A 26,757-nucleotide genomic window follows, 5' to 3' on the forward strand; every position below is an offset into this window, starting at 1 on the left:
TCGGGACGGCGCGGTCTGGACGGGACTCACGAGATGCCCAGCTCCTTGTCGATCAGGTCGAAGATCTCTTCGTTGGTGGCGGACTCGACGGCCGCGGCGGAATCGGCGCGGTCCTCACCCGCCGCGGCGTCCGGTGCCGGTTCGAGGCGGGCGAGGGCGCCTCGCAGCCGCCGGGCGAGATCCGCGCGCCGCTGTGCGCCGTCGGTGCCGGTGTCGGCCAGTTCGGTGGCGAGCGCGTCGAGCCGGTCGAGATCGGCGGCCACCGGGGGCGCGGTCGGTGCGGAGACCGGGGAGAGGTGGGCAGCGAGGTGGCGGGCGAGCGCGTCGGGGGTGGGGTGGTCGAAGACCAGCGCGGCCGGCAGCCGGGTCACGGTCACGGCCATGAGCCGGTTGCGGAGCTCCACACCGGTGAGGGAGTCGAAGCCCAGCTCCTTGAAGGGCCGTTCCGCTCCGATCAGGTCGGTCGAGGGGTGGCCGAGGACGGCGGCCGCGTTGCCGCGCACCAGGTCGAGCAGGGCACGATGCGCCTCTGCGGGCGGCAGCTCCGCCAACCGCTCGGCGAGCGACGGACCGGCGGGCCGGGCGGCAGCGGCCGACCGCGCCGCGTTCCTGCCCGCCCCACGCACCAGCCCGCTGAGCAACGGCGGCAGGGGTGTGCCCGTGGCGGTCGCCGCTCGCAGCGCGGCCGTGTCGATGTCGGCGGCCAGCACGTGCGGCTGCGGGGCGGTCAGTGCCGCGTCGAAGAGGGCGAGTGCGGTTTCCGTGGGCAGGGCGCCGATGCCGCCCCGCGCCATCTTCCGTACGTCGGTGTCGGTGAGGTGGGCGGTCAGCGCGCTACGCTGCTCCCACATGCCCCAGGCGATGGACACCGCGTGCGTCCCCTCGGCCCGGCGGCGTGCCGCCAGTGCGTCGAGCGCGGCGTTGGCGGCGGCGTAGTTGGCCTGCCCGGCGCCGCCGAGCAGGGCGGCGCCGGAGGAGAACAGGATGAAGGCGGCCAGGTCGCGTCCCCGGGTCAGCTCGTGCAGGGCGAGCGCGGCGTCCGCCTTGGGCCGCAGGACCCGTGCGAGCCGGTCGGGCGTGAGCGCGGTGACGGTGGTGTCGTCGAGGACTCCGGCGGCGTGCACGACAGCGGTGAGCGGGTGTGCCTGCGGGACACCCGCGAGCAGCTCGGCGAGCGCGGCACGGTCGGTCACGTCGCAGGTCTCGACGGTCACGTGGGCGCCCGCCTCGGCGAGTGCGCGCACGAGTGGTCCGACGCCAGGAGCGTCCGCGCCGGAGCGGCCGGTGAGCAGCAGTCGGCGTGCGCCGTGTGCGGCGACCAGGTGGCGGGCGACGAGTCCGCCGAGGGTGCCGGTGCCACCGGTGATCAGGACGGTGCCCTCGGGGTCGAGGGGCGCGGGCAGCGTGAAGACGTTCTTCCCGATGTGCCGGGACTGGCTCAGGTGGCGGAACGCCTGCGGCGCCTGACGCAGATCCCAGCAGTTCAGGGGCAGCGGCGTCAGCTCGCCCCGTTCGAACAGGGACAGCACCTCGGCGAGCATGGCGCCGATCCGTTCGGCTCCGGCCTCCATCAGGTCGAAGGCCCGGTAGTGGACGCCGGGGTGCCGGCGTGCCACCTCGGCGGCGTCGCGCACGTCGGTCTTGCCCATCTCCACGAACCGGCCGCCCCGCGGCAGCAGCGCCAGGGACGCGTCGACGAACTCGCGCGCCAGGCAGTCGAGGACGAGGTCCACGCCACGGCCACCGCTGACGCCGAGGAAGCGGTCGGCGAAGTCGAGGGTGCGGCTGGAGGCGATGTGGTCGCCGGTCAGCCCCGAGGCCCGCAGCACGTCCTGCTTGGCTGGGCTCGCGGTCCCGTACACCTCGGCCCCTGCGTGCCGTGCGAGCTGCACGGCCGCCATGCCGACGCCGCCCGCCGCCGCGTGCACCAGGACCGACTGGCCGCGACGCAGCCCCCCGAGGTCGAACAGGCCGTAGTAGGCGGTGAGGAAGGCGATCGGTACCGACGCGGCCTGCGCGAACGTCCAGCCGGCCGGGATCCGGGCGAGGGTCCGCCGATCGGCGACTGCGGTCGGCCCGAAGGCGCCGCCGAAGACGCCCATCACCCGGTCGCCGGGCACGAGGTCGGCGACCCCGGCGCCGGCCTCCAGGACGACACCGGCGCCCTCGCTGCCAAGTCCTGCCTGGTCGGGGTCGAGTCCGAGTGCGACCACCACGTCGTGGAAGTTGAGGCCCGCGGCCCGTACGGCGATCCGCACCTCGCCCGCACCGAGCGGGGCGAACGCGTCGGGCGCGGGTTCGGTCGTCAGCCCGTCGACCGTGCCGTCCCCGGACAGGGCGATCTGCCAGCCGTCGGGGCTGTCCGGGGGCGGCACGAGGGTGTCCCGGCCGGGCCCCGCGGTCAGCCGCGGCACGAGCGGTTCCCCGGCGCGTACGGCGACGTGGGGTTCGCCCGAGGCGAGCGCGGTGGGCAGCGCGGCACGTGACCGGGGGTCGTCGTCCAGGTCCACCAGCAGGAAGCGGCCGGGGTGTTCGGTCTGTGCCGTCCGCAGCAGCCCCCACTGGCCGGACCGCGTCCAGTCCGCCGCCCGGTCGCCGGGGCCGGTGGTCACGGACCCCCGGGTGACCACGGCGAGGACGGAGCCGTCGAACCGCTCGTCGGACAGCCACTCCCGCACGAGGGCGAGGCACTCCACGACGGCGGCGTGGAACGCCGCGCCCGGGTCGGTGCCGCCGCCCGTGCCCTCCTGCCGGGCGTCAGCGCGCGGGCAGTCGGCGACGACCAGGCCGGGCACCGGGCTGTCGGGCGCGTCACGCAGGACGGCCCAGTCGCCCCACGGGGGTGCCTTCGGCACGGGCACGCCGGCCTCCGGCAGCGGCACCCAGTCCACCCGGTGCAGCCCGTCCCGGCCGTGGCCCGCGCCCCACGCCCCGACCCCCGACGCGGGGCGCAGGGCGAGTGAACCGGCCGACAGCACCTCCTGCCCCGCCAGGTCGTACACCGTCAGGGCGACGGCGTCCGGCCCCTCGCCGGTGAGTCGAACCCGTACGGCGGTGGAACCCGCGGTGTGCGCGGCGACGTCGTTCCAGCTGAACGGCAGGCGTGCGGTGTCGTCGCGGCCGGGCAGCAGGGCGGCGGTCTGCAGGGCGGCGTCCAGGAGCGCCGGGTGGATCCGGTACCCGGGGGCATCGGCGTGCTGCCGCTCGTCCAGGACGAGTTCGGCGCAGATCTCTCCGTGCCGCGCCCAGGCGGCGCGGATGCCCTGGAAAGTTGGCCCGTAGGCGTGTCCGGCAGCCGCGAACCGCTCGTAGAGGTCCCCGATGTCCACGGCCTCGGCGCCGGACGGCGGCCAGGCCACGAGGGCGGGCCCGGCGGGGCGCGCCGCGGGACCGACGGTTCCGGTGGCGTGGACGGTCCACGCGGACGCACTTCCTGTCCCCGCCCCGGTCTCGCTCTCGGCCCGCGCGAAGACGCCGATCGCCCGCCGCCCGTCCGCGTCGGGCGCCCCGAGCCGCACCTGAATCCGGACGGCGTCCTCGGGGCGCAGCGGGAGCGGCGCGGACAGGGTGAGTTCGTCCACAGCTGCGCAGCCCGCCGCTTCGCCGGCGCGGAGCGCCAGCTCCAGGAAGGCGGTGCCGGGCAGCAGGACGGTCCCCCGCACCGCGTGCTCGGCGAGCCACGGGTGGCTGCGCAGCGAGAGGCGGCCGGTGCACAGGAGTTCTCCCGTGTCGGCGATCTCCACGGCGGCGCCCAGGAGGGGGTGCCCTGTCGCGCCGAGGCCCGCGGAGACGACATCCCGGCTGGTGGTCGGGACGTCCAGCCAGAGGCGTCGTTCCTGGAAGGGATAGGTGGGCAGGTCGGTCCGGGTGGCCCCGGTGCCCGCGAAGGCGGGTGACCAGTCGACCGCGACGCCGCGCGCGTGGGCCTGCCCGAGGGCGAGAAGCATCCGCTGGGGTCCGCCTTCGTCCCGCCGGAGCGTGCCCAGGACGACGCCGGTCGCGTCGGCCGCCTCCAGGGTCTCCTCCACCGCCATGGCGAGCACCGGGTGCGGGCTCACCTCGATGAAGGCGTCGAAGCCCTCGCCGGCCAGCGTGCGGACGGCGGGTTCGAAGGCGACCGGGCGGCGCAGGTTGGCGTACCAGTAGGCGGCGTCCATCGTCGAGGTGTCCAGCCACTCACCCGTCACGGTGGAGAACAGCGGCACGTCACCGCGGGTCGGTCGGATTCCCTCCAGCGCCTGCACCAGCTCCCGCTCGACGCGCTCCACGTGGGCCGAGTGCGAGGCGTAGTCCACATCGACCCGCCGGGCTCGTACGCCGTCCGTCCCACAGGCGGCGAGCAGTTGCTCCAGGGCGCCGGTGTCGCCGGACACCACCACCGCCGAGGGGCCGTTGACCGCCGCCACCGAAAGACGTCCGTCCCAGGCCGCGACAGCCTCCGCGGCCCGCTGCGACGACATGGCGAGTGACACCATCCCGCCCTGCCCGGCCAGGCCCGCGATCGCCCGGCTGCGCAACGCGACCACCTTCGCGCCGTCCGCCGGTGACAGACCTCCGGCTGCCACTGCCGCGGCGATCTCGCCCTGCGAGTGCCCCACCACTGCGTCGGGCACCACACCGAAGGAGCGCCACAGCCGCGCCAGCGACACCATCACCGCGAACAGCACCGGCTGGACCACGTCCACGCGGTCCAGGCCGTCGCCCGAGCGCACCACGTCCAGCAGCGACCACTCCGTGAACGGGGCCAGCGCCGCCGCGCACTCCCGCATGGACTCCGCGAACTCCTGCGACGCGTCCAGCAGTTCACGTGCCATTCCCGCCCACTGCGCGCCCTGCCCGGGGAACAGGAACACCGTCTTGCCGGACGCCGACGCCAGCCCCTCCGCGACGAACGGCGACGGCTCGCCGGCGGCCAGTGCCCTCACCCCCAGCAGCAGCTGCTCGTGGTCCCCCACGACCACCGCCCGGTGCTCGAAGCGAGCACGCGTCACCGCGAGCGACAGGGCCACGTCCCCGACCCGCGTCTCGGTGCCGCACACCTCCACCAGCCCGGCCGCCTGCTCCCGCAACGCCTGGGGAGACTTCGCGGACAGCATCCAGGGCACCGGCAGCGGCATGTCACCGCCCCGGGGAGGGACCGCGTCCGGCACCTGCTCCAGGATCACGTGCGCGTTCGTCCCGCTGACGCCGAACGACGACACCCCCGCCCGGCGGGGCCCGGTGTCGGCCTCCCACGGTCGTGCCTCGGCGAGCAACCGCACCTCACCCGCGGACCAGTCGACCCGAGGGGTCGGCTCGTCGACGTGAAGGCTCCGCGGCAGCGTCCCGTGCTGCATCGCGAGGACCATCTTCATCACCCCGGCGACGCCGGCCGCCGCGGAGGTGTGGCCGATGTTGGACTTCAGCGAGCCGAGCCACAGTGGCCGCCCCGCCCGGCGTTCCCGGCCGTACGTCGCGAGAAGCGCCTGCGCCTCGATCGGGTCACCCAGGCGGGTGCCGGTCCCGTGCGCCTCCACGGCGTCCACGTCCTGCGCCGACAGTCCGGCGTCGGCGAGCGCCGCGCGGATCACCCGTTGCTGACTCGGCCCGTTCGGCGCCGTCAGACCGTTGCTCGCACCGTCCTGGTTGACGGCGCTCCCCCGCACCACCGCCAGCACCGGACGACCGTTGCGGCGGGCGTCCGACAGGCGCTCCAGCAGCAGGACCCCGGCGCCCTCACCGAAGCCGGTGCCGTCCGCCGCGGCGGCGAAGGACTTGCAGCGGCCGTCGGCGGCGAGGCCGCCCTGACGGCTGAACTCCACGAAGAGTTCGGGGCTGGACATCACGGTGACCCCGCCCGCGAGGGCCAGCGAGCACTCGCCGCGGCGCAGCGACTGCACCGCGGTGTGGAGGGCCACGAGCGAGGAGGAGCACGCCGTGTCGATGGTGAGGGCGGGACCTTCGAGGCCGAAGGTGTAGGCGATGCGGCCGGAGACGACGCTGCCGGAGTTGCCGGTTCCCAGGAAGCCCTCGACGTCCTCGGGGATGTGCGGGAGAAGCCGAACCGCGTAGTCCTGCTGCATCAGGCCGATGAAGACGCCCGCCGGGGTGCCGCGCAGTGCGGCCGGGTCGATCCCGGCGCGCTCGCACGCCTCCCAGGTGAGGGTGAGCAGCAGTCGCTGCTGCGGGTCCATGGCGATCGCCTCGCGGGGCGAGATGCCGAAGAAGTCGGGGTCGAAGTCACCGGCGCCGGCGAGGAAGCCGCCTTCACGCACGTACGAGGTGCCGGTGTGCGTGGGGTCCGGGTCGTGGAGCGCGTCGAGGTCCCAGCCGCGGTCGGTGGGGAAGGGACGGATGGCGTCGCCCCCGGAGGCGACGAGTCGCCACAGGTCGTCGGGGGTGCGGACCGCTCCGGGGAAGCGGCACCCCATCCCGACGATGGCGATCGGCTCGTCCGCGGCGGCCTTGCCGGAGGTAGCGGGTGCGAGGGATGTGCCGGACGCGGGCGCCGGGGCCGTGGGCTTCCCGCCGGCCAGCTCGTCCCGCAGATGCGTGGCGAGCGCCTCCGGCGACGGGTGGTCGAAGACCAGTGTGGCGGGCAGCCGCAGACCGGTGGCGGCGTTCAGGCGGTTCCGCAGTTCGACGGAGGCGAGGGAGTCGAACCCGAGGTCGCGGAAGGCACGCGCCGGGGCGACCGCGCCGTCGGAGGTGTGCCCGAGCACGGCGGCGGCCTGGGCGCACACCAACCGGACGAGCACGCGGAGGCGTTCGGCCTCCGGCAGCGCGGCAAGGCCCTCGGACGGGGCGTCACCGGCGCTCCCCGGGGTGCCGTCGGCCGCGGCCCTGCGCGACAGCGGCACGCGCACGAGGGAGCGCAGGAGCGGCGGCACCGGCTCGCCCTCGGCGGCCCGGGCCCGCAGCGCACGCGGATCGAGCCGGAGCGGCACCAACGCGGCGGCGTCGACCGTGAGCGCCGCGTCGAGGAGGGCGAGGCCCTCGTCGGTGGTGAGCGGCGGCATGCCGGAGCGGGCCAGGCGACGCAGGTCGGCGGCGTCGAGGTGGCCGGTCAGGGCGGAGCGCTGCTCCCACAGGGTCCAGGCGAGGGACTGCGCGGGCAGGCCGAGCGCGCGGCGCCGCTGGGCGAGGGCGTCCATGTAGGCGTTGGCGGCAGCGTAGTTGCCCTGCCCGGGGCCGCCGAGGGTGCCCGCGGCGGAGGAGAAGAGGACGAACGCCCGCAGCTCCGTGTCCCGCGTGAGCTCGTGCAGGTACCGGGCGGCGTCGGCCTTGGGGCGCAGCACCGCGTCGACCCGGTCCGGGGTGAGGGAGGTGACGACACCGTCGTCGAGGACGCCCGCGGCGTGCACGACGGCTGTCAGCGGGTGGTCGCCGGGAATCCGGTCGAGCAGCGAGGCGAGGGCGCTCCGGTCGGCGACGTCGCAGGCGGCGACCGTGACGTGGGCGCCGAGCGCGGTGAGTTCCGCGGCGATGCCGGCGGCGTCCGGCGCGTCCGGCCCGCGGCGTCCGGTGAGGAGGAGGCGGCGGACGCCGTGCCGTGCCACGAGGTGGCGGGCCACGTGGGTGCCGAGCAGTCCGGTGCCGCCGGTGACAAGGACGGTGCCGTCGGGGTCGAGCGTGAGGGGTACCGGGTCGGTGGTCGGGACCTTGGCGAGCCTGGGGGTGAGGACGGTGTCGCCGCGTACGGCGACTTGTTGTTCCCCGGAGGTGAGCGCCGAGGCGACGGTCTCCGCCGCCGCCTCGCGGTCCGGGTCCAGGTCCAGGAGGACGAACCGGCCGGGGTGTTCGGACTGGGCGGAGCGCACCAGCCCCCACACGGCCGCGCCGGCCGGGTCCGCGGGCGCGTCGCCGACGGCGCCCCGGGTGACGAGGGCGAGCCTCGTCCCCGCGAGCCGCGGGTCGGCCAGCCAGGTCTGGAGCGTCCCCAGAGCCCTGTGGACCGCGGTGTGCATGTCCGCGACGTCGTCCCGGTCACCCTCGTGGCAGGTCGGTCGGGGCATCATCACCAGCCCGGGGGGCGCGCTGCCGGCGTCGAGGGCGGCGACGAGGGCGGCGGTGTCGGCGTGGGCGGTCGATGCCGGCAGGCCGGTGTCCCCCGGGCCGATGACCGCCCAGACGGCGTCGACGGGAGCGGGCGGGCAGGTGACGGGGGCCCACTCCACCCGGAACAGCGAGTCGTGGTGGGTGCGGGCCGCGGCGGCGGCCGGTGCGGCAGGGCGAAGCACCAGGGAATCCACCGAGGCGACGGGGCTTCCGGTGGCGTCGGCGACATCGAGTGCGAGGGTGTCCGGCGCGGTCCTGGTCACCCGGACGCGCAGCGCGGCGGCTCCCGACGCGTGCAGGGTCACCCCCGACCAGACGAACGGCATGCGGCCGCCCTCGCTCTCCGCGTCGGTGGTGACTCCGGTGGCGTGCAGAGCGGCGTCGAGCAGCGCCGGATGCAGGGCGAACCGTCGCGCGTCCTGGTGGATCGCGGGCGGCAGCGCGGCTTCGGCGTACAGGTCGTCGCCGAGCCGCCACACCGCCGTGAGTCCCTGGAAGGCGGGGCCGTAGGCGAATCCCCCCTCGGCGTAGCGCGCGTACATGCCATCGAGGTCGACGGGGACCGCGCCGGGCGGCGGCCAGGCGCTCGGGGCGGCGACCGGGACGGGGGCCGGTGCCGCAGGGGCGAGAACGCCGGTGGCGTGGCGGGTCCACTCCTCGTCGGTGTCGGGGTCGTCGGGCCGCGCGTGCAGGGCGAGGGTGCGGGTGCGGTCGGCGGCGGGCACGCCGACGGACAGTCGCAGCACGATGCCGCCGTCCGGCGGCAGTGTGAGGGGCGCTTCGAGGGTGATCTCCCGGACATGGGAGCAGCCCGTGCGGTCCCCGGCGAGGACGGCGAGTTCCAGGAAGGCGGTACCGGGCAGCAGGGTGTCGCCGTGGACGGTGTGGTCGGCGAGCCAGGGGTGGGTGCGTGGCGAGAGCCTGCCGGTGAACAGCAGGCCTCCGCTGTCGGCGAGCGCGACGACGGCGCCGAGGAGCGGATGCCCGGAGGGGGCGAGGCCGAGCGAGGCGGCGTCGCCCGCCGGCGCGCCGGTGTCCTCCAGCCAGTAGCGCTCCCGCTGGAACGCGTACGTGGGCAGGTCGGCGCGTGGGGGGTGGTGCCCGGGGAGCGCGGCGTCCCAGTCGACGGGCACGCCGCGCACGTGCAGCTCCGCGAGCGCGGTGAGCACGCGACGCCGACCGCCGTCGTCGCGGCGCAGGGTGCCGAGCGCGAGGGTGTCGGTGCCGGCCGCCGCGGCGGTGTCCTGGAGGGCGGAGGTCAGCACGGGGTGCGGGCTGACCTCGACGTGCACGCGGTGCCCGTCGGCGAGCAGGGCCTGCGTGGCCCGTTCGAACTCCACGGTGTGGCGGAGGTTCTCGTACCAGTAGGCGGCGTCCAGCAGGCCGGTGTCCAGCAGGCCGCCGGTGACGGTCGAGTAGAAGGGCACGACGGCAGGAAGGGGCGCGATGTCCGCCAGGTTCCGGGACAGCTCCGCGCGGATCGCCTCTACCTGCGGACCGTGCGAGGCGTAGTCGACCGGGATGGCGCGGGTCCTCACTCCCTCGGCGTCGAGGGCGGTGAGAAGTTCGGCCAGCGCCTCGGGGTCGCCGGAGACGGCGACCGACTCGGGGCCGTTGACGGCGGCGAGCGCGATGCGCCCGGCCCAGGGCACGATGCGTTCCCGGACGCGGTCGGCGGGCAGCGACACCGACGCCATGCCACCGTGCCCGGCGAGGGCCCGCAGCGCCCTCGCGCGCAGCGCGACGACCTTCGCGGCGTCGTCCAGGGTGAGCGCGCCGGCGACGCAGGCGGCGGCGATCTCCCCCTGGCTGTGCCCCACCACGGCCGCGGGCTCGACGCCGTGGGCCCGCCACAGCTCGGCGAGGGAGACCATCACCGCGAACAGGGCGGGCTGGACGACGTCCACGCGGTCCAGCCCCGGGGCGCCGGGGACACCGCGGACCACGTCCGTGAGCGAGAAGTCGGTGTACGGGGCGAGAGCGTCGGCGCACCGGGCGAAGCGGGCTGCGAACACCGCGGAGGTGTCGAGGAGTTCACGGGTCATGCCGGGCCACTGGGAGCCTTGGCCGGGGAAGACGAAGGCGACCGCCTCGCCGGTGCGGGCCGTGCCGCGCACGGCGCCCGGCGGCAGCGGGTCGGTGCCGCGGGCGAGCGCGGCCAGCCCGTCGAGCAGCGCCTGGCGGTCGTCGGCGACGAGGGCGGCCCGGTGCTCGTGCGCGGCCCGGCCCGTCGCCAGGGTGTGGGCGATGTCGGCGGGGTGGAGGCCGGGCGCGCGCTCCACGTGGGCGTGCAGCGCGGCGGCCTGGGCGCGCAGCGCGTCGGCGCTTCGCCCCGACAGCACGCACGGCACGGGACCGGTGGGTTCCCCGGCGGGAGGCGGGATCTCGGCGGGCTCGGCCTGTTCCAGGACGACGTGGCCGTTGGTGCCGCTGACTCCGAAGGAGGACACGGCGGCGCGGCGCGGACGCCCGGTCTCGGGCCAGTCGGTGGCGTCCGTGACAAGCTTCAGCGTCCCTGTGGACCAGTCGACCTGGGGGGTGGGCTCCGCCCCGTGCAAGGAGGGCGGCACCACGCCGTGCCGCATGGCGAGGACCATCTTGATGACGCCGCCCACGCCGGCGGCGGCCTGGGTGTGTCCGATGTTGGACTTCAGCGAGCCGATGAGCAGCGGCCGCTCGGCGGTGTGTTCCCGGCCGTAGGTGGCGAGGAGCGCCTGTGCCTCGATGGGATCGCCGAGCGGGGTGCCCGTGCCGTGGGCCTCGACGACGTCGACGTCCGCCGCCGAGAGTCGGGCGTGGGCGAGGGCCTGGCGGATGACGCGCTGTTGGGACGGCCCGTTCGGCGCGGTGAGGCGGCTGCTGGCGCCGTCCTGGTTGACCGCGGAGCCCCGGACGAGCGCGAGCACCGGGTGTCCGTTGCGCCGGGCGTCCGAGAGGCGCTCCAGGAGGAGCATGCCGACGCCCTCCCCCCAGCCGGTGCCGTCGGCGGCGGCCGAGAACGACTTGCACCGGCCGTCGGCGGCGAGGCCGTTCTGCCGACTCATCTCCACGAACGGCACCGGCGTGGACATCACCATGGCGCCGCCGGCGAGCGCGAGCGCGCAGTCGCCCTGCCGTAGCGCCTGGCAGGCCAGGTGCAGCGCGACCAGGGACGACGAACACGCGGTGTCCACGGAGAGGGCGGGGCCTTCGAGGCCGAAGGTGTAGGCGACGCGACCGGACGCGACGCTGTCGGAGCTGCCGTTGCCGAGGTAGCCCCGGACGTCCTCGGGCACGTCGCGCAGCCGGACCGCGTAGTCCTGGTACATCACCCCGGCGAAGACCCCGGTGCGGCTGCCGCGCAGGGTGTGCGGGTCGATCCCCGCGCGTTCGAAGGTCTCCCAGCTGGTCTCCAGGAGGAGCCGCTGCTGCGGGTCCATGGCGAGGGCCTCGCGCGGGGAGATCCCGAAGAATCCGGGGTCGAAGTCGGCGACGTCGTCGAGGAAGCCTCCCTCCGCGCTGTAGGTGGTGCCGGGGCGCTCCCCCGCCGGGTCGTGCAGGTCGGCCAGGTCCCAGCCGCGGTCGGCGGGGAAGGGGGTGATCGCGTCGGTCCCCGTCGAGACGAGGTGCCACAGCTCCTCGGGGGTGCGCACACCGCCGGGGTAGCGGCAGCCCATGGCGACGACGGCGATGGGCTCCTGGTCCTTGGCCTCGGCCTCGCCGAGGCGCTGCTTGGTCCGGTGCAGGTCGGCGGCCACCCGCTTGAGGTAGTCGCGCAGCTTGTCGTCATTCACCGTGCATCGTCACCTTCGTACGCGGGGCGGTCGGGGTCGTGAGCGCGGCGGCTGCGTCATGGACTGCCGAGTTCGCTGTCGATGAAGTCGAAGAGCTCGTCGTCGGTGGAGCCCATGCGGTCCTCGACGGCGGACGCCTCGGGGGCGGAGGGCGGGCGGAGCGTCTCCAGGAGGCCCTGGAGCCGGGCCGTCAGCGCGGTGCGGACTGCGTCGTCGTGCACGGCGTCACGCACCGCGGTCTCCAGGCCGTCGAGTCCGGCGAGGACCGCGGGGTCGGGCCCGCCCGGTTCGTCCCCGGGGGCGATCTCCTCGGCGAGGTGGCGGGCGACCGCTACGGCGGTGGGGTGGTCGAAGAGCAGCGTCGCGGGCAGGGCCAGACCGGTGGCGCCCCGCAGCCGGTTGCGCAGCTCCACTGCGGTCAGCGAGTCGAAGCCGATGTCCAACAGCGGCAGTTCGGCACCGACTGCCACCGGATCGGGGAAGCCGAGCACCAGGGCGGCGTGGGTGCGGACCACGTCGACGAGAATCCGCTCGCGCCGGGCCGGGGGCAGCCCTGCCAGGCGCTGCCGCAGGGCGTCGGCGCCGTCGTGACCGGGGCCGTCGGCCGCCGCGGCGCGGCGTACGGGTGCGCGTACGAGTCCCCGCAGGAAGGCGGGCACCCCGCCCGCGGCGGCCTGTGCCGCCAGGGCGCCGGTGTCGAGGCGCAGCGGCAGGAGAGCGGGCGCGTCCAGGGCGGTGGCCGTGTCGAAGAGGGCGATCCCGTCCGCCGGTGCGAAGGGGACGATGCCGCCGCGGGCGATCCGGGCCAGGTCGGCCTCGCCCAGGTGCCCGGTCATGCCGCCGCCGGTGGCCCACAGGCCCCAGGCGAGCGAGACGCCGGGCATGCCTCGGGCGCGTCGCCGGTGGGCCAGGGCGTCCAGGAAGGCGTTGGCCGCCGCGTAGTTGGCCTGCCCCATGCCACCGAAGACCCCGGCGATGGAGGAGAACAGGACGAACGCGGACAGGTCCTGGTCGGCGGTCAGCTCGTGGAGGTTGACGGCGGCGTCGACCTTGGGGCGCAGCACGCGGTGGAGCTGCTCGGGCGCCATGTCGGCGACCACGCCGTCGTCGATGACGCCGGCGGTGTGCACGACCGCACGCAGCGGGGGCTCGAGGCCGTCCAGGAGTTTCGCCATGGCCACCCGGTCGGCGGCGTCGCAGGCGACGATCCTGGCGTCGGCGCCCGCTGCTGCCAGGTCGGCGAGGAGTGCGCCCGCGCCGTCGGCGTCGGTCCCGCTGCGGCTGGTGAGCAGAAGGTGCCGTACGCCGTGCTCGCCGGCGAGATGGCGGGCGACCAGGGCGCCGATGGAGCCGGTCCCGCCGGTGATCAGGACGGTGCCGTCCGGGTCCCACGGGGTTCCGCGCTCGGGCAGGGTCCGGGGAACGCGGGCCAGGCGCGCGGCGTGGAGCTGTCCGGCGCGGAGGGCGAGTTGGGGTTCGCCGGTGGCGAGCGCGGCGGTCACGGTGGCGCGCGAGGCCGGGTCGCCGTCGGTGTCGAGGAGCACGAACCGGTCGGGGTTCTCGGTCTGCGCGGAGCGGACCAGGCCCCACACGGCGGCGTGTGCCGGGTCGGGTACGTCGTCCGTGGGGGCCACGGGGACGCCGCCCTCGGTGACGAGGGCCAGCCTGGCCCCTTCGAACCGCTCGTCGGTGAGCCAGGTGCGCACCAGTTCCAGTACGCGGGCGGTGAGTTCGTGGACGGCGCGGGCCGTGTCGCCGGCGCCACCGCCCGTGCCGTCGCCGTCCGTGCCGCCGCCCGAGCCCGGCAGCGCGGTCAGCACGAAGGCCGGCAGCTCGGCGCCGGCGTCGATCGTGGCGCCCAGGGCGGTGAGGTCCTCGTGGGTCGGCGCGAGGTCCGCGAAGGAGTTTCCGAGCACGGCCAGGGACGTGGGCACCTCGCGGACGGGCGCGGTGACGGGCCACTCCGGACGGAACAAGTCCTCGTGCGCACCCGTGCGGGACTCCTGGATCCGCTCGGCGGTCACCGGCCTGAGCACCAGGGAGCGGGCGGTGGCGACCAGGGATCCGGAGGGGTCGGCGACCGTCAGGGCGACGGAATCGCGCCCCGTGGGCGTCATGCGCAGCCGCAGGGCCGCCGCGCCCGACGCGTGCAGCCGTACACCGCTCCAGGAGAACGGCAGCCAGCTCCGGTCGCTGCCTTCGAGTACGCCGAACGCCAGCGAGTGCAGCAGGCTGTCGAGGAGCGCCGGGTGCAGCCCGTAGCGGCCCGCGTCCGTCCGCTGTGCCTCGGGGAGGCGCGCCTCGGCATAGACGTCGTTCCCCAGACGCCAGGCTGCGCACAGTCCCTGGAAGGCGGGACCGTAGGCGAATCCGCCGCCGGCGAGGCGCTCGTAGAGGCCGTCGACGGACAGGGGTTCGGCTCCCGGGGGCGGCCATGCCGTGAGGTCGGCGGCGTCGGTCGGCGTGCCGTCGGCGAGGCGACCGCTCGCGTGCCGGGTCCAGGGCTCGTCGGGCGCGGCGTGCTCGGGCCGCGCGTGGACGGCGAAGGCCCTGCCGCCGGTCGCGTCGGGTGCCTGGACGGTGAGTTGCAGGGTGACGGCGCCGCGGGCCGGCAGGGTCAGGGGGGCTTCCAGCGTGAGTTCGTCGACCTCCGCGCAACCGGTGCGGTCGCCCGCGTGGACGGCGAGTTCGAGGAAGGCCGTGGCGGGGAGGAGCGCACCGCCGTGGACGGCGTGGTCGGCGAGCCACGGGTGGGCGGCGACGGACAGCCGGCCGGTGAACAGGAAGCCGCCGGTTTCGGCGAGCGGGGAGCCCGCGCCGAGGAGGGGATGTGTGGACGGCAGCAGGCCCGCCGCGGGCATGTCAGTCGCCGCGGGGGTGGGCGCGAGCCAGTAGCGGGAGCGCTGGAAGGCGTACGTGGGCAGAGCCGCACGGCCGTCCGGTACGTCGGCGAACAGCGGCGCCCAGTCGAGGTAGACGCCGTGGACGTGCAGTCGGGCCAGGGCGGTGGTGACCGCGGCGGGCTCCGGCAGGTCCTTGCGGAGCAGCGGCACCAGCCGGACACCGTCCGCGTCCCCGCTGAGGCAGTCCTGGCCGAGGGCCGCCAGGGCGCCGTCGGGGCCGAGGTCCACCATGGCGGTGGCGCCCGCGGCCTCCAGGGTGCGCACGACGTCCCGGAAGCGGACGGTGGAGCGGACGTGACGTACCCAGTGGCCGGGGTCGCACAGTTCGGCGGCGGTGGCGAGTGCGCCGGTCAGGTCCGAGACGACGGGGGTGTTCGGCGCGTGGTAGGCGACCTGTTCGGCGACGGCCCGGAAGTCGGCCAGCATGCCGTCCATGTGCGGGGAGTGGAAGGCGTGGCTGACCGGGAGGCGGCGGGTCCTGGCGCCCCTCTCCCGCCAGTGCGCCGCGATCGCCTCGACGGCAGCCGCGTCGCCGGACAGGACGGTGGCGGCGGGTCCGTTGACGGCGGCGATCGCGATCTCCGCCTCTCTTCCGGCCAGTTGCGGGAGCAGGTCCGCCTCGGGGACGGTGAGCGCGACCATTGCGCCGCCGTCGGGCATGGCCTGCATCAGCCGGCCCCGGGCGGCCACCAGGGCGGCGGCGTCGGGGAGCGACAGCACGCCCGCGACGTGCGCGGCGGTCAGCTGCCCGACGGAGTGCCCGGTGACGAGGTCGGACCGCACCCCGTACGACTCGGCGAGCCGGTGGAGGGCGACGCCGACCGCGAACAGGGCCGGCTGGGTGTAGGCCGTCGTGTCGAGCAGCGCCGCGTCGTCGCTTCCCGCCGCGGCGTGGACGACGTCGCGCAGCGGCCGGTCCAGGAGCGGGTCGAACTCCGCGCACACCGCGTCGAACGCGTCGGCGAACACCGGCGAGGTCCGGTGGAGTTCGGCGCCCATGCCGAGGCGTTGGCTGCCCTGTCCGGGGAACAGGAAGGCGGTCCTGCCACCGCGCCCGGCGACACCCGCGACCACGTCGGCCGACGGGGTGCCATCGGCCAGCGCGGTGAGGGCCGCCTCCAACGCGTGCCGGTCGGCGCCGACGAGGACGGCCCGGTGCTCGAAGGAGCTGCGGCCGGTGGCCAGGCCCTTGCCGATGACGTCGGGGTGGAGCGACGCGTCGGCTCCGACGTGCGCGAGGAGGCGGCGGGCCTGGGCGCGCAGAGCGTCCTCGCCGCGGGCGGAGAGCAGCCAGGGCAGGCACCGCCCCGACGCCGGGGTCACCGCGGGCCTCGGCGGGTCGGGGACGTGCTCCAGGATGGTGTGGGCGTTGGTGCCGCTGACGCCGAAGGACGACACGGCGGCGCGGCGCGGGCCCTCGCCGTCGGGCCAGGCGGTGTTCTCGGTGAGCACCCGCACATGGCCGGCGGACCAGTCCACGTAGGGCGTCCGCTCGTCGACGTGGAGGGTTGCCGGGAGCGTGCCGTGCCGCATGGCGAGGACCGTCTTGATGATGCCGGCGACTCCCGCGGCGGCCTGACTGTGGCCGATGTTGGATTTCAGCGACCCGACGAGCAGGGGCCGTTCGGCGGGGCGCTGCCCGTACGTGGCGATCAGGGCCTGCGCCTCGATGGGGTCGCCGAGCTTCGTGCCGGTGCCGTGTGCCTCCACGGCGTCGATGTCGCCGGGCGCGAGGCCCGCGGCGGCGAGGGCCTGGCGGATGACGCGCTGCTGGGAGGGCCCGTTCGGCGCGGTGAGGCCGTTGCTGGCGCCGTCCTGATTGACGGCCGAACCGCGCACGAGCGCAAGCACCGGATGCCCGTTGCGCCGGGCGTCGGACAGACGCTCAAGGAGCAGCAGGCCCGCGCCCTCGGCCCACGCGGTGCCGTCGGCGGCGGCGGCGAAGGGTTTGCACCGGCCGTCGGCCGCGAGGCCGCGCTGTCGGCTGAACTCGACGAACGCGCCCGGTGTCGCCATCACGGTGACACCGCCCGCGAGCGCCAGGGAGCACTCGCCGCCTCGCAGCGCCTGGGCCGCCATGTGGACGGCGACCAGGGAGGAGGAACAGGCGGTGTCCACGGTCACGGCCGGGCCCTCCAGGCCGAAGGTGTACGCGATGCGCCCGGAGGCGACGCTGCCGGCGCTACCGATGCCGAGGTAGCCCTCGAACTCCTCGGACGGCTCGGTGACACGGGAGCCGTAGTCGCGGTAGCTGGAGCCGACGAAGACGCCGCCGTCACCGCCCCTGACGGTCCGCGGGTCGATGCCCGCCCGCTCGAACGCCTCCCACGCGGTCTCCAGCAGCAGGCGTTGCTGCGGGTCGACGGTGAGGGCCTCGCGGGGCGACATGCCGAAGAAGGCGGGGTCGAAGTGGTCGGCGTCGTAGAGGAAGCCGCCCTCGCGGGCGTAGGTGCGGCCGGCCTTCTCCGGGTCGGGGTCGTAGAGGCCCTCCAGGTCCCAGCCGCGGTCGGTGGGGAACCCGGAGACGGCGTCGGTGCCGTCCGCCAGGAGCTGCCAGAACTCCTCGGGGCTGGTGACGCCACCGGGGAAGCGACAGCTCATCGCGACGATGGCCACGGGGTCGTCTGCCAGGACCGCACGAGGCGCGGGGGCGGGGGCGGGCCCGGCCGCGCCGGCCCGCCCCCCGGACACGTGCGCGGACAGGTGCGCCACGAGCGCTTCGGTGGTCGGGTGGTCGAACACGAGGGTCACGGGAAGGCGCAGTCCGGTGGCCCGGGCGAGGCGGTCGCGGAGCTCGACGGCGGTCAGCGAGTCGAACCCGAGGTCCTTGAACGCGCGCCCCGGTTCGATGGCGGCCGGATCGTCGTGGCCCAGGACATCGGCGGCGCACCTCCGCACCACCTCGGCCAGTGCCTGGGTGCGTTCGGCCTCCGACAGTCCCGCCAGCCGGACGGCGAGACCGTCCTCTCCCCCGCCGGGCGAGGCGGCGGTCCCGGCGAGGGCGCGGCGGACCTCGGGGAGGTCCCCGAGGAGGGCGCTGGGCCGCAGCGCGGTGTAGGCGCGGACGAAGCGGTCCCAGGCGAAGTCGGCGACGATCAGCCGTGTCTCGTCGTCGCCGAGGGCCTGCCACAGGGCGTCCACGGCGAGGTCCGGGTCCATCGCGGGCAGGCCGCCCCGGACGAGGCGTTCGCTGGTGGCGCCCGAGGCCAGGCTGTCGCCGCCCCACAGGCCCCAGGCCACGGAGGTGGCCCGCTGCCCGCGGTCGCGGCGGGCCTGTGCGAGGGCGTCGAGGAAGGCGTTGGCTGCGGCATAGCTGCCCTGTCCGGTGCCGCCGAGGGTCCCGGCCAGCGAGGAGAACAGCACGAAGGCCGTCAGATCCGCGTCCTGGGTGAGCTCGTCGAGATGGGTCGCGGCGTCCGCCTTCGGGCGCAGCACCCCGGCGGCGCGCTCCGGGGTGAGGGTGTCCAGGACGCCGTCGTCCAGGACACCCGCGGCGTGGAACACGGCGCGCAGGGGCCGCTCCGGCGGAATGCCTTCGAGGAGCCGGGCGAGGTCGTCGCGGTCGGCGGCATCACAGGCCGCGATGGTGAACTCGACGTCAGAGGAGGCGAGTTCAGCAGCAAGTGCTTCGGCACCGGGAGCGTCCGGGCCGGCGCGGCTGGTGAGCAGCAGGTGTGCGGTGCCACTGCGGGCGAGCCTGCGGGCGATGCGGGCGCCGAGCCCTCCGGTGGCGCCGGTGACCAGGACGGTGCCGTCCGGTGTCCAGTCGGCCGCGGCGTGCTCGGGCGCCGGCTCCGCGCGGGCGAGACGCCTCCCGAAGACCCCGGAGGCGCGCACGGCGAACTGGTCCTCGCCGTCCGGGTGCGCGAGGACGGCGGCGAGCCGCCCGCGGGCCCGCTCGTCGATGCGTTCGGGCAGGTCGACGAGGCCGCCCCAGCGCTCGGGGTACTCGACGGCGGCGACCCCGCCGAGCCCCCAGAGCAGGGCTTGGAGGGGTGCGCGGAGGCGGTCGGAGCGTCCCACGCTGACCGCGCCCCGGGTCGCGCACCACAGCGGTACGCGGACGTCGGCGTCACCGAGCGTCTGGAGCAACGCGGTGGTGAGGGCGAGACCGGTGGGCAGGACGGTGTCGTCGGTGTACGGGGTCTCGTCGAGCGCCAACAGCGAGAGCACGCCGACTGCCGGGGAGTTCCCGGCGAGAGCGCGCAGGCGGTCGGCGAGGGGTCGGCGACCGTGCTCCCCGACGTCCTCGGCGTCGAGTTCCACCAGGACGGGGTGTGCACCGTGCTCGCGCAGCGCCTGGACGCAGCCGGCGACGACCGGGGACTCGGCGGCGGCGGGCGCGACGAGCCACCAGATCGCCCCGCCGAGGCCGGAACTCCGCTCCGAGGTGAGGGGCTTGAAGGTGACGCGATGACGCCAGGAGTCCAGCACGGACCGGCTCCGGCGGCTGCGCAGCCAGTCGGAGAGTACGGGCCTCACCGCGTTCATGGCGGCGCGCACGTCGTCGTCCTGCACGCGCAGGTGGTCGGCGAGGGCGTCCGGGTCCGCTCCGGCCACGGCGTCCCAGAATCCCTGGTCGACGGGGTGGACGCCGCCCCCGGTCTCCTGCCGCGAGGGCTCCATCCAGTAGTGGCGGCGCTGGAAGGCGTAGGTGGGCAGCTCGCAGCGGCGGGCACCGGTGCCGTCGAAGACCGCGTCCCAGTCCACCGGGTGTCCGAGTGCGTGGAGTTCGGCGAGCGAGGTGAGCACACGGGCACGGCCGCCCTCGTCCCGGTGCAGGGTGCCCACGACACCACCGCCGGCGCCAGCCGTCTCCAGGGCTTCCCGGATCCACACGGCGAGTGCCGGGTGAGCGCCGGCCTCGACGAACAGGCGGTGGCCGTCGGCGAGGAGGGCGTCCACGGCGCGGCGGAAGGCGACGGGCTCGCGCAGGTTGCGGTACCAGTACGCGGCGTCGAGGCGGGAGGTGTCGAGCAGGCCGCCGGTGACGGTCGAGTAGAACGGCACGCGCGACGAGCGGGGCGTGATCCCGTCCAGGAGGGTGCGCAGTTCGTCGTGGATCTCGTCGACCTGCGGTGAGTGCCCGGCGAAGTCGACCCCGGGGATGGGCCAGCAGAGTACGCCGTCGTCGGCGAGTGCGTCGTGCAGTTCCTCCAGTGCGTCGGAGTCGCCCGAGACGGTCACCGTCGTGGGGCCGTTGACGGCGGCGATGTCCAACCGGCCCGCCCAGGTGTCGAGCCGGGCCTCGACCTGCTCCGCGGGCAGCGGGATGTACAGCATGCCGCCACGGCCGGTCAGTGCGACCAGTGCCCTGCTGCGCAGCGCGACGACACGCGCCGCGTCCTCCAACGACAGCGCTCCGGCCACACAGGCAGCGGCGATCTCCCCCTGCGAATGCCCCACCACCGCAGCCGGCTCCACCCCGTAGGACCGCCACACCTCCACCAACGACACCATCACCGCGAACAACACCGGCTGCACCACATCCACCCGCTCAAGCCCCTCACCCGAGCACAACACATCCACCAACGACCAATCCGTATAGGGACCCAGAGCCCCCGCACACTCCGCCACCCGCGCCGCGAACACCGGCGAACACCCCAACAACTCACGCGCCATACCCGGCCACTGCGACCCCTGCCCCGGAAACACGAACACCGCGCGGCTGTCCTGGGAGGTGGTGCCGCGCACGGCGCCGGGGCCGGTGCGACCGTCGATGAGGGTGTCGAGCGCCGCGAGCAGGGTGTCCCGGTCGCGGCCGACGACGGCGGCGCGGTGGCGGAACGCGGTACGGGTGGTGGCGAGCGAGTACCCGATGTCGGCGGGGCGCAGACCGGGCAGGCCCGTGACATGCGCCCGCAGCCGCACGGCCTGCTCGTGCAGCGCCTCGCCCGTACGGGCGGAGAGGACCCACGGCACGTCCGTGTCGGGGAACCCCGCCCCGGCCCGCGCGGGCTCCTCGTCGGCGGGGGGCTGTTCGACGGGGGGCTCTTCGACGATCACGTGGGCGTTGGTGCCGCTCAGACCGAAGGAGGAGACTCCGGCGCGCCGCGGGCGGCCGTTCGCGGGCCAGGGCGCGGCTCCGGTGAGCAGCGAGACGGCGCCGGCGGACCAGTCGACGTTCGCGGACGGCTCGTCGACGTGCAGGGTCGCCGGGAGGACCTCGTGGCGCAGGGCGAGGATCATCTTGATCATGCCCGCGACACCGGCGGCGGCCTGGCTGTGCCCGATGTTGGACTTCAGCGAACCCAGGTGGAGGGGTTCGTCACGGCCCTGTCCGTACGTGGCGAGGACGGCCTGCGCCTCGATGGGGTCGCCGAGGGTGGTGCCGGTGCCGTGCGCCTCCACGGCGTCCACGTCGGCCGCGGTGAGACCGGCGTCGGCGAGGGCCTCGTTGATCACGCGCTGCTGGGCGAGGCCGCTGGGCGCGGTGAGACCGTTGCTCGCACCGTCCTGGTTGACGGCGGAGCCGCGCACGAGCGCGAGCACCCGATGCCCGTTGCGGCGGGCGTCGGACAGGCGCTCCAGGAGCAGGAGCCCGACGCCCTCCGCCATGCCGAAGCCGTCGGCCGACGCCGCGAACGACTTGCAGCGGCCGTCGGGGGCGAGCCCGCGCTGCCGGCTGAAACCGGTGAAGGTCAGGGGCGAGCCGATCACGGTCGCGCCGCCCGCGAGGGCCAGGGCGCAGTCGCCGTTGCGGAGCGCCTGCGCGGCCAGGTGGACCGCGACGAGCGAGGACGAGCAGGCCGTGTCCACGGTCACGGCCGGCCCCTGGAGGCCGAGGGTGTAGGCGACGCGACCGGACAGGACGCTGGTGGAGATGCCCGCGACGAAGAGCCCTTCGAGTTCTTCTGGGACATCGTCCATGCTGCCGCCGTACCCCTGGTAGGCGGCGCCCACGAAGACGCCGGTACGGCTGGATCGCAGGGTGCGCGGGTCCACACCCGCGCGCTCCAGTACCTCCCATGACGTCTCCAGGAGGAGCCGCTGCTGCGGGTCCATGGCGAGCGCCTCGCGCGGCGAGATCCCGAAGAACTCCGCGTCGAACCGGCCCGCGTCGTAGACGAAGCCGCCCGCCGCCGCGTAGCTGGTGCCGGGCCGGTCGGGGTCGGCGTCGTAGAGCGCGTCCAGGTTCCAGCCGCGGTCGGCGGGGAGTCCGCCGACCGCGTCGCGGCCGTCGGCGACGAGCCGCCACAGCTCCTCCGGGGTGGCGACACCGCCCGGATAACGGCAGCTCATGCCGACGACGACGATCGGGTCGTCGTCCGCGACCGCGCGCACCCTCGGCACGGCGGCCACGGCGGCCCGGTCGCCGAGGAGTTCGGTGCGCAGGTGGCGGGCGAGGGCGCCGGGCGAGGAGTAGTCGAAGACGACCGTGACGGGCAGGCGCAGACCGGTCGCCGCGGCGAGCCGGTTGCGCATCTCCACCGCGGTCAGCGAGTCGAAGCCGAGGTCGCGGAAGGCGCGGTCGGGCGCCATGGACGCGTCGGTGTCGTGGCCGAGGACGGTGGCTGCCTCGGTGCGCACGAGGTCGGTCAGGAGGCGTTCGCTCTCGGCCGCGGTCAGGTCGCGCAACCGGTCGCGGAGGCTCCCGGTGGCCGGAGCCGCGTCGTCGGAGGCCGGTGCGGGGCCCGGCGCCAGGGCGGCGCGGGCCTCGGGGACACCACCGATGAAGGGGCTCGGCCTGCCGGTGGTGAAGACCGGGGCGAACCTGTTCCAGTCGATGTCGGCGACGAGGGTGAGCGTCTCGTCGTGGTCGAGGACCTGCTTGAGGGCGGCGACGCAGGTGGCGGGTGGCATGAACACCACTCCCTGCGCGCGCAGTTGGTCCTCGGCGAGGCCGGCCGCCATGCCGCCGCCGTCCTCGGGGCTCCAGATACCCCAGACCACCGAGGTGCCGGTGAGGCCCCGGGCCCGGCGGTTCTCGGCGAGCGCGTCGAGGTGGGCGTTGGCCGCGGCGTACGCGCCGTGGATCGCGCTGCCCCACGCGCCGGATATGGACGAGAACAGCACGAAGGCGTCGAGCGTGTCCCGGTCGAACAGCGCGTCCAGGTGCGACGCACCCCGTGCCTTGGCGTGCAGCGTGTCGGCGAACTCGTCGGGATCCGTGTCGTCCAGGGCCACGAGCGAGCCGCCGGCGGCGGCGTGCAGCACGGCACGGATCTCGCAGCCGTCCGCCGCCAGTTCCGCGACGAGCGAGGCGAGCGCGTCCCGGTCGGTGATGTCGCAGGCGGCGACCGTGGCACGGGTGCCCAGCCCCCTGACCTCCTCGACGAGCGCGTCGGCCCCGGGCGCGGCGGGACCGCGGCGGCTGACGAGGACGAGGTGCTCGGCGCCCTCCCGGGCGAGCCAGCGTGCGATGTACGCGCCGAGGCCACCGGTGCCGCCGGTGATCAGCGTGGTGCCGCGCGGGGTCCAGGTGCGACGGGGGGCGGCGTCACCGAGGGGGGCGCGGACGAGTCGCCTGCCGTGGACACCCGCGCGGCGCACGGCGAGCTGGTCCTCGGTGCCGAATGCGGCGAGCACCGCGCACAGCCGGGACGCGGCCCGCGTGTCGAGCTCCGGTGGCAGGTCGACGAGGCCGCCCCAGCGGCGCGGATGTTCCAGGGCGGCGCACCGGCCGAGGCCCCAGCTCACGTGCTGCGCCGGGCTGACGGGCGCGTCGGCGGGGCCGACGGCGACGGCGCCGCGCGTGGCCCACCACAGCGGCGCGTCGATGCCTGCGTCCCCGAGGGCCTGCACCAGGGCGAGGTTGAGGGCGGCGCCGACGGGCACCGCCGGGCCGGCCGGGTGCGGTCGTTCGTCGGTGGCGAGGAGCGAGAGGACGCCCGTGGGCACGGCGCCGGCCAGGACGTCGGTGAGCCGGGCGGCGAGCGGGCCGCGCGCGGTGTCGGACGTATCGAGGACGACGGGGACCGCGGTGGCCCCGTGGTCCCGGAGGGCGCTGACGCAGGAGAGGGTCCAGGCCTCTTCGGCGAGCGCGGCGGGTGTCAGGACGAGCCAGGTGCCCGCCAGGCGGGGGGTGGCGGGCTCCGGCAGGGGCTGCCAGGTGGGCCGGTAGCGCCAGGACTCGACGGTGGCGAGCTCGGCCCGGCGCTGCCGCCAGGTGGCGAGCGCGGGCAGCACGGCACTGAGCGGTTCGTCCGGCCCGACACCGAGGGTGGCGGTCAGCTCGGGCAGGTCGCCGGTACGGACGGCCTCCCAGAAGCGGTCCTCCACGGGATCCGCTGGTGCGTCCGCCACGGTCGTGGGCGGAGACTCCAGCCAGTACGGGCGCCTTCGGAAAGCGTACGTGGGCAGTTCGGCCGTCCCGTCGTGACCGTCGAACACGCGGGACCAGTCAGGGGAGAGGCCACGGGTGTGGGCCTCGCCGAGCGCGAGCAGGAAGCGGTGCGGGCCGCCGTCGTCACGGCGGAGGGTGCCGAGCACGGCGGTGGGCCGTTCGAGGCCGGCGGAGTCGACGGTTTGCTCCACACCCACGGTGAGCACCGGGTGGGCACTGACCTCGACGAAGAACCCGTACCCGTCGTCGAGCAGGCCCCGGATCGCTTCCTCGAACCGCACGGTCTGCCGCAGGTTGCGGTACCAGTAGGCGGGGCCCAGCGTCGTGGTGTCGAGCACCCGGCCGGCGTCGACCGTGGAGTGGAACGGCACCTCGGCGGCGCGCGGGGCGATGTCCGCGAGCACGGTGTGCAGCCGTTCCTCGATCTCCGCCACGTGCGGGGAGTGCGAGGCGTAGTCGACGGGGATGACGCGTGCCCGCACGTCCCGTGCGACGAGAGCGGCGACGAGGCCCTCGACCGCCTCCGGGTCTCCCGAGACGACCGTGGCCGAGGGCCCGTTGACCGCGGCGACGGACAGCCGTCCACCCCACGGTTCCAGGTGCGGGCCGACGTCGGCGGCGGGCAGCGGCACGGACGCCATGCCGCCGCGCCGCGCGATGTCCCCCACAGCCCGGCTGCGCAGCGCGACGACCCTGGCCGCGTCGTCGAGGGACAACGCGCCCGCCACGCAGGCGGCGGCGATCTCCCCCTGGGAGTGACCGACCACCGCGTCCGGCTCGATCCCGTACGCGCGCCACAGTGCCGCCAGCGACACCATCACCGCGAACAGCGCTGGCTGCACCACGTCGACGCGCTCCAGCGACGGCGCGCCGCACGTGCCGCGCAGCACGGCCTCCAGGGACCAGTCCACGAACGGTGAGAGAGCCCGCTCGCACGCGGCCATCCGGTCCGCGAACACGGGCTCGGAGTCCAGGAGGCCGACGGCCATGCCCGGCCACTGCGAGCCCTGCCCGGGGAAGACGAACACCGTCCTGCCGAGGGGCCCGGTCGTGCCCCGCACGAGGCGCGGGGACGGAGTGCCCGCGGCGAGCGCGGTCAGTTCCCCGATGAACCCGGCCCGGTCCTCCGCCACCACGACGGCACGGTGCTCGAAGGCGGACCGCGTCGTCGCCAGGGCCCGGCCGACGGCACCGTCCGGGACCTCCCCGAACCTGCCCCCCGTCGCGGCGCCGACGTGTGCGAGCAGGCGCGCGGCCTGGGCGCGCAGGGCGTCCTCGTCGCGGGCGGACAGCACCCAGGGCAGCGGGCCCTCGGCGGGAGCGGCCCCCGCCGGGGCGGCCGTCTCCCCGACGTCCCCGGCGGTGTGCTCCTCGAGAACGAGGTGGGCGTTGGTACCGCTCACGCCGAAGGCGGAGACCGCGGCCCGGCGCGGCCTCTCGGACGCGCCCCAGGGCCGGGGTTCGGTGAGGACGCGGACGGCCCCCCGTGACCAGTCGACGAACGGGGTCGGCTCGTCGACGTGCAGGGTGCGGGGCAGCCGCCCGTGGCGCAGCGCCATGACCATCTTGATGACGCCGCCGACGCCGGCCGCGCCCGAGGTGTGGCCGATGTTCGACTTCAACGACCCGATCCAGAGCGGTCGTTCAGCGTCACGCCGCTGGCCGTAGGCGGCCAGCAGGGCCTGCGCCTCGATGGGGTCACCGAGGCGGGTGCCCGTACCGTGCGCCTCGACGGCGTCGATGTCGCCCGGGGCGAGCCGTGCGTCGGCCAGAGCGTCGGCGATGACGCGTTCCTGGGCGGGGCCGTTGGGCGCGGTCAGGCCGTTGCTCGCGCCGTCCTGGTTGACGGCGGAACCACGGATGACGGCGAGTACGCGGCGGCCGTTGCGGTGGGCGTCCGCGAGGCGTTCCAGGACGACGATCCCCGCTCCCTCGGACCAGCCGGTGCCATCGGCTGCCGCGGCGAACGCCTTGCATCGCCCGTCCGCGGACAAGGCGCGCTGGCGGCTGAAGGCGACGAACGCGTCCGGGGTCGCCATGACCGCGACGCCGCCCGCGAGGGCGAGGGAGCACTCGCCCGCCCGGAGCGAACGGACCGCGAGGTGCAGGGCGACCAGGGAGGACGAGCAGGCGGTGTCGACACTGATCGCGGGGCCTTCCAGGCCCAGGGTGTAGGCGACGCGGCCGGAGACGACGCTCGCCGCCGTACCGGTGTCGAGGAGGCCCTGCAGTTCGGGGACGTCACGCGAGGCGCTGCCGTAGTCGTTGCGCATCGCGCCGACGAAGACGCCCGTCCGGCTGGAGCGCAGCGCGGCCGGATCGATCGCCGCGCGCTCCACCGCCTCCCACGCGGTCTCCAGGACGAGGCGCTGCTGCGGGTCCATGGCGAGCGCCTCGCGCGGCGAGATCCCGAAGAAGGCCGGGTCGAAGTCGGCGGCGTCGTGCAGGAATCCGCCGTGGCGGGTGGCGGAGGTGCCGGGGTGGTCGGGGTCCGGGTGGAAGAGTGCCTCGGTGTCCCAGCCACGGCCGGTGGGCCACTCCGTGACGGCGTCGGTAGCGGTGTCGACGAGGTCCCACAACCGCTCGGGAGTGTCGGCGCCGCCGGGGTAGCGGCAGCTCATGGCGACGATCGCGACGGGCTCGTGGCGGGCGTCCTCCGCCTCGCGCAGGCGCCGCCTGGCGTCCCCCAGGTCGGCGGTGGCTCGCCTGAGGTACTCGAGGAGCTTGTCGTTGTCCGGCATGGGTGTTTCGCTTCTCC

Annotated in this window: 2 protein-coding genes; both read right to left on the reverse strand. The window is 75.5% G+C overall.

The window, feature by feature from the left end; all coding sequences use genetic code 11:
* Positions 1-26 precede the first annotated feature (26 nt).
* Entirely contained in the window at positions 27-11,810 is an 11,784-nt protein-coding gene (locus HCJ92_RS00085) for a type I polyketide synthase (RefSeq protein WP_167931256.1), read from the reverse strand.
* Between the two features lie 56 nt (positions 11,811-11,866).
* Positions 11,867-26,740 (reverse strand): type I polyketide synthase, encoded by a 14,874-nt coding sequence (locus HCJ92_RS00090; protein ID WP_167931257.1) that lies wholly within the window; start codon positions 26,738-26,740, stop codon positions 11,867-11,869.
* Positions 26,741-26,757: the final 17 nt, after the last annotated feature.

Origin of the sequence: Streptomyces spiramenti (assembly GCF_012034385.1) — a bacterium.
Taxonomy (GTDB): Bacteria; Actinomycetota; Actinomycetes; order Streptomycetales; family Streptomycetaceae; genus Streptomyces; species Streptomyces spiramenti.

Excerpts from the sequence above, each read along its gene's own strand:
- HCJ92_RS00090 (WP_167931257.1), bottom strand. The coding sequence starts at position 26,740 with ATGCCGGACAACGACAAGCTCCTCGAGTACCTCAGGCGAGCCACCGCC.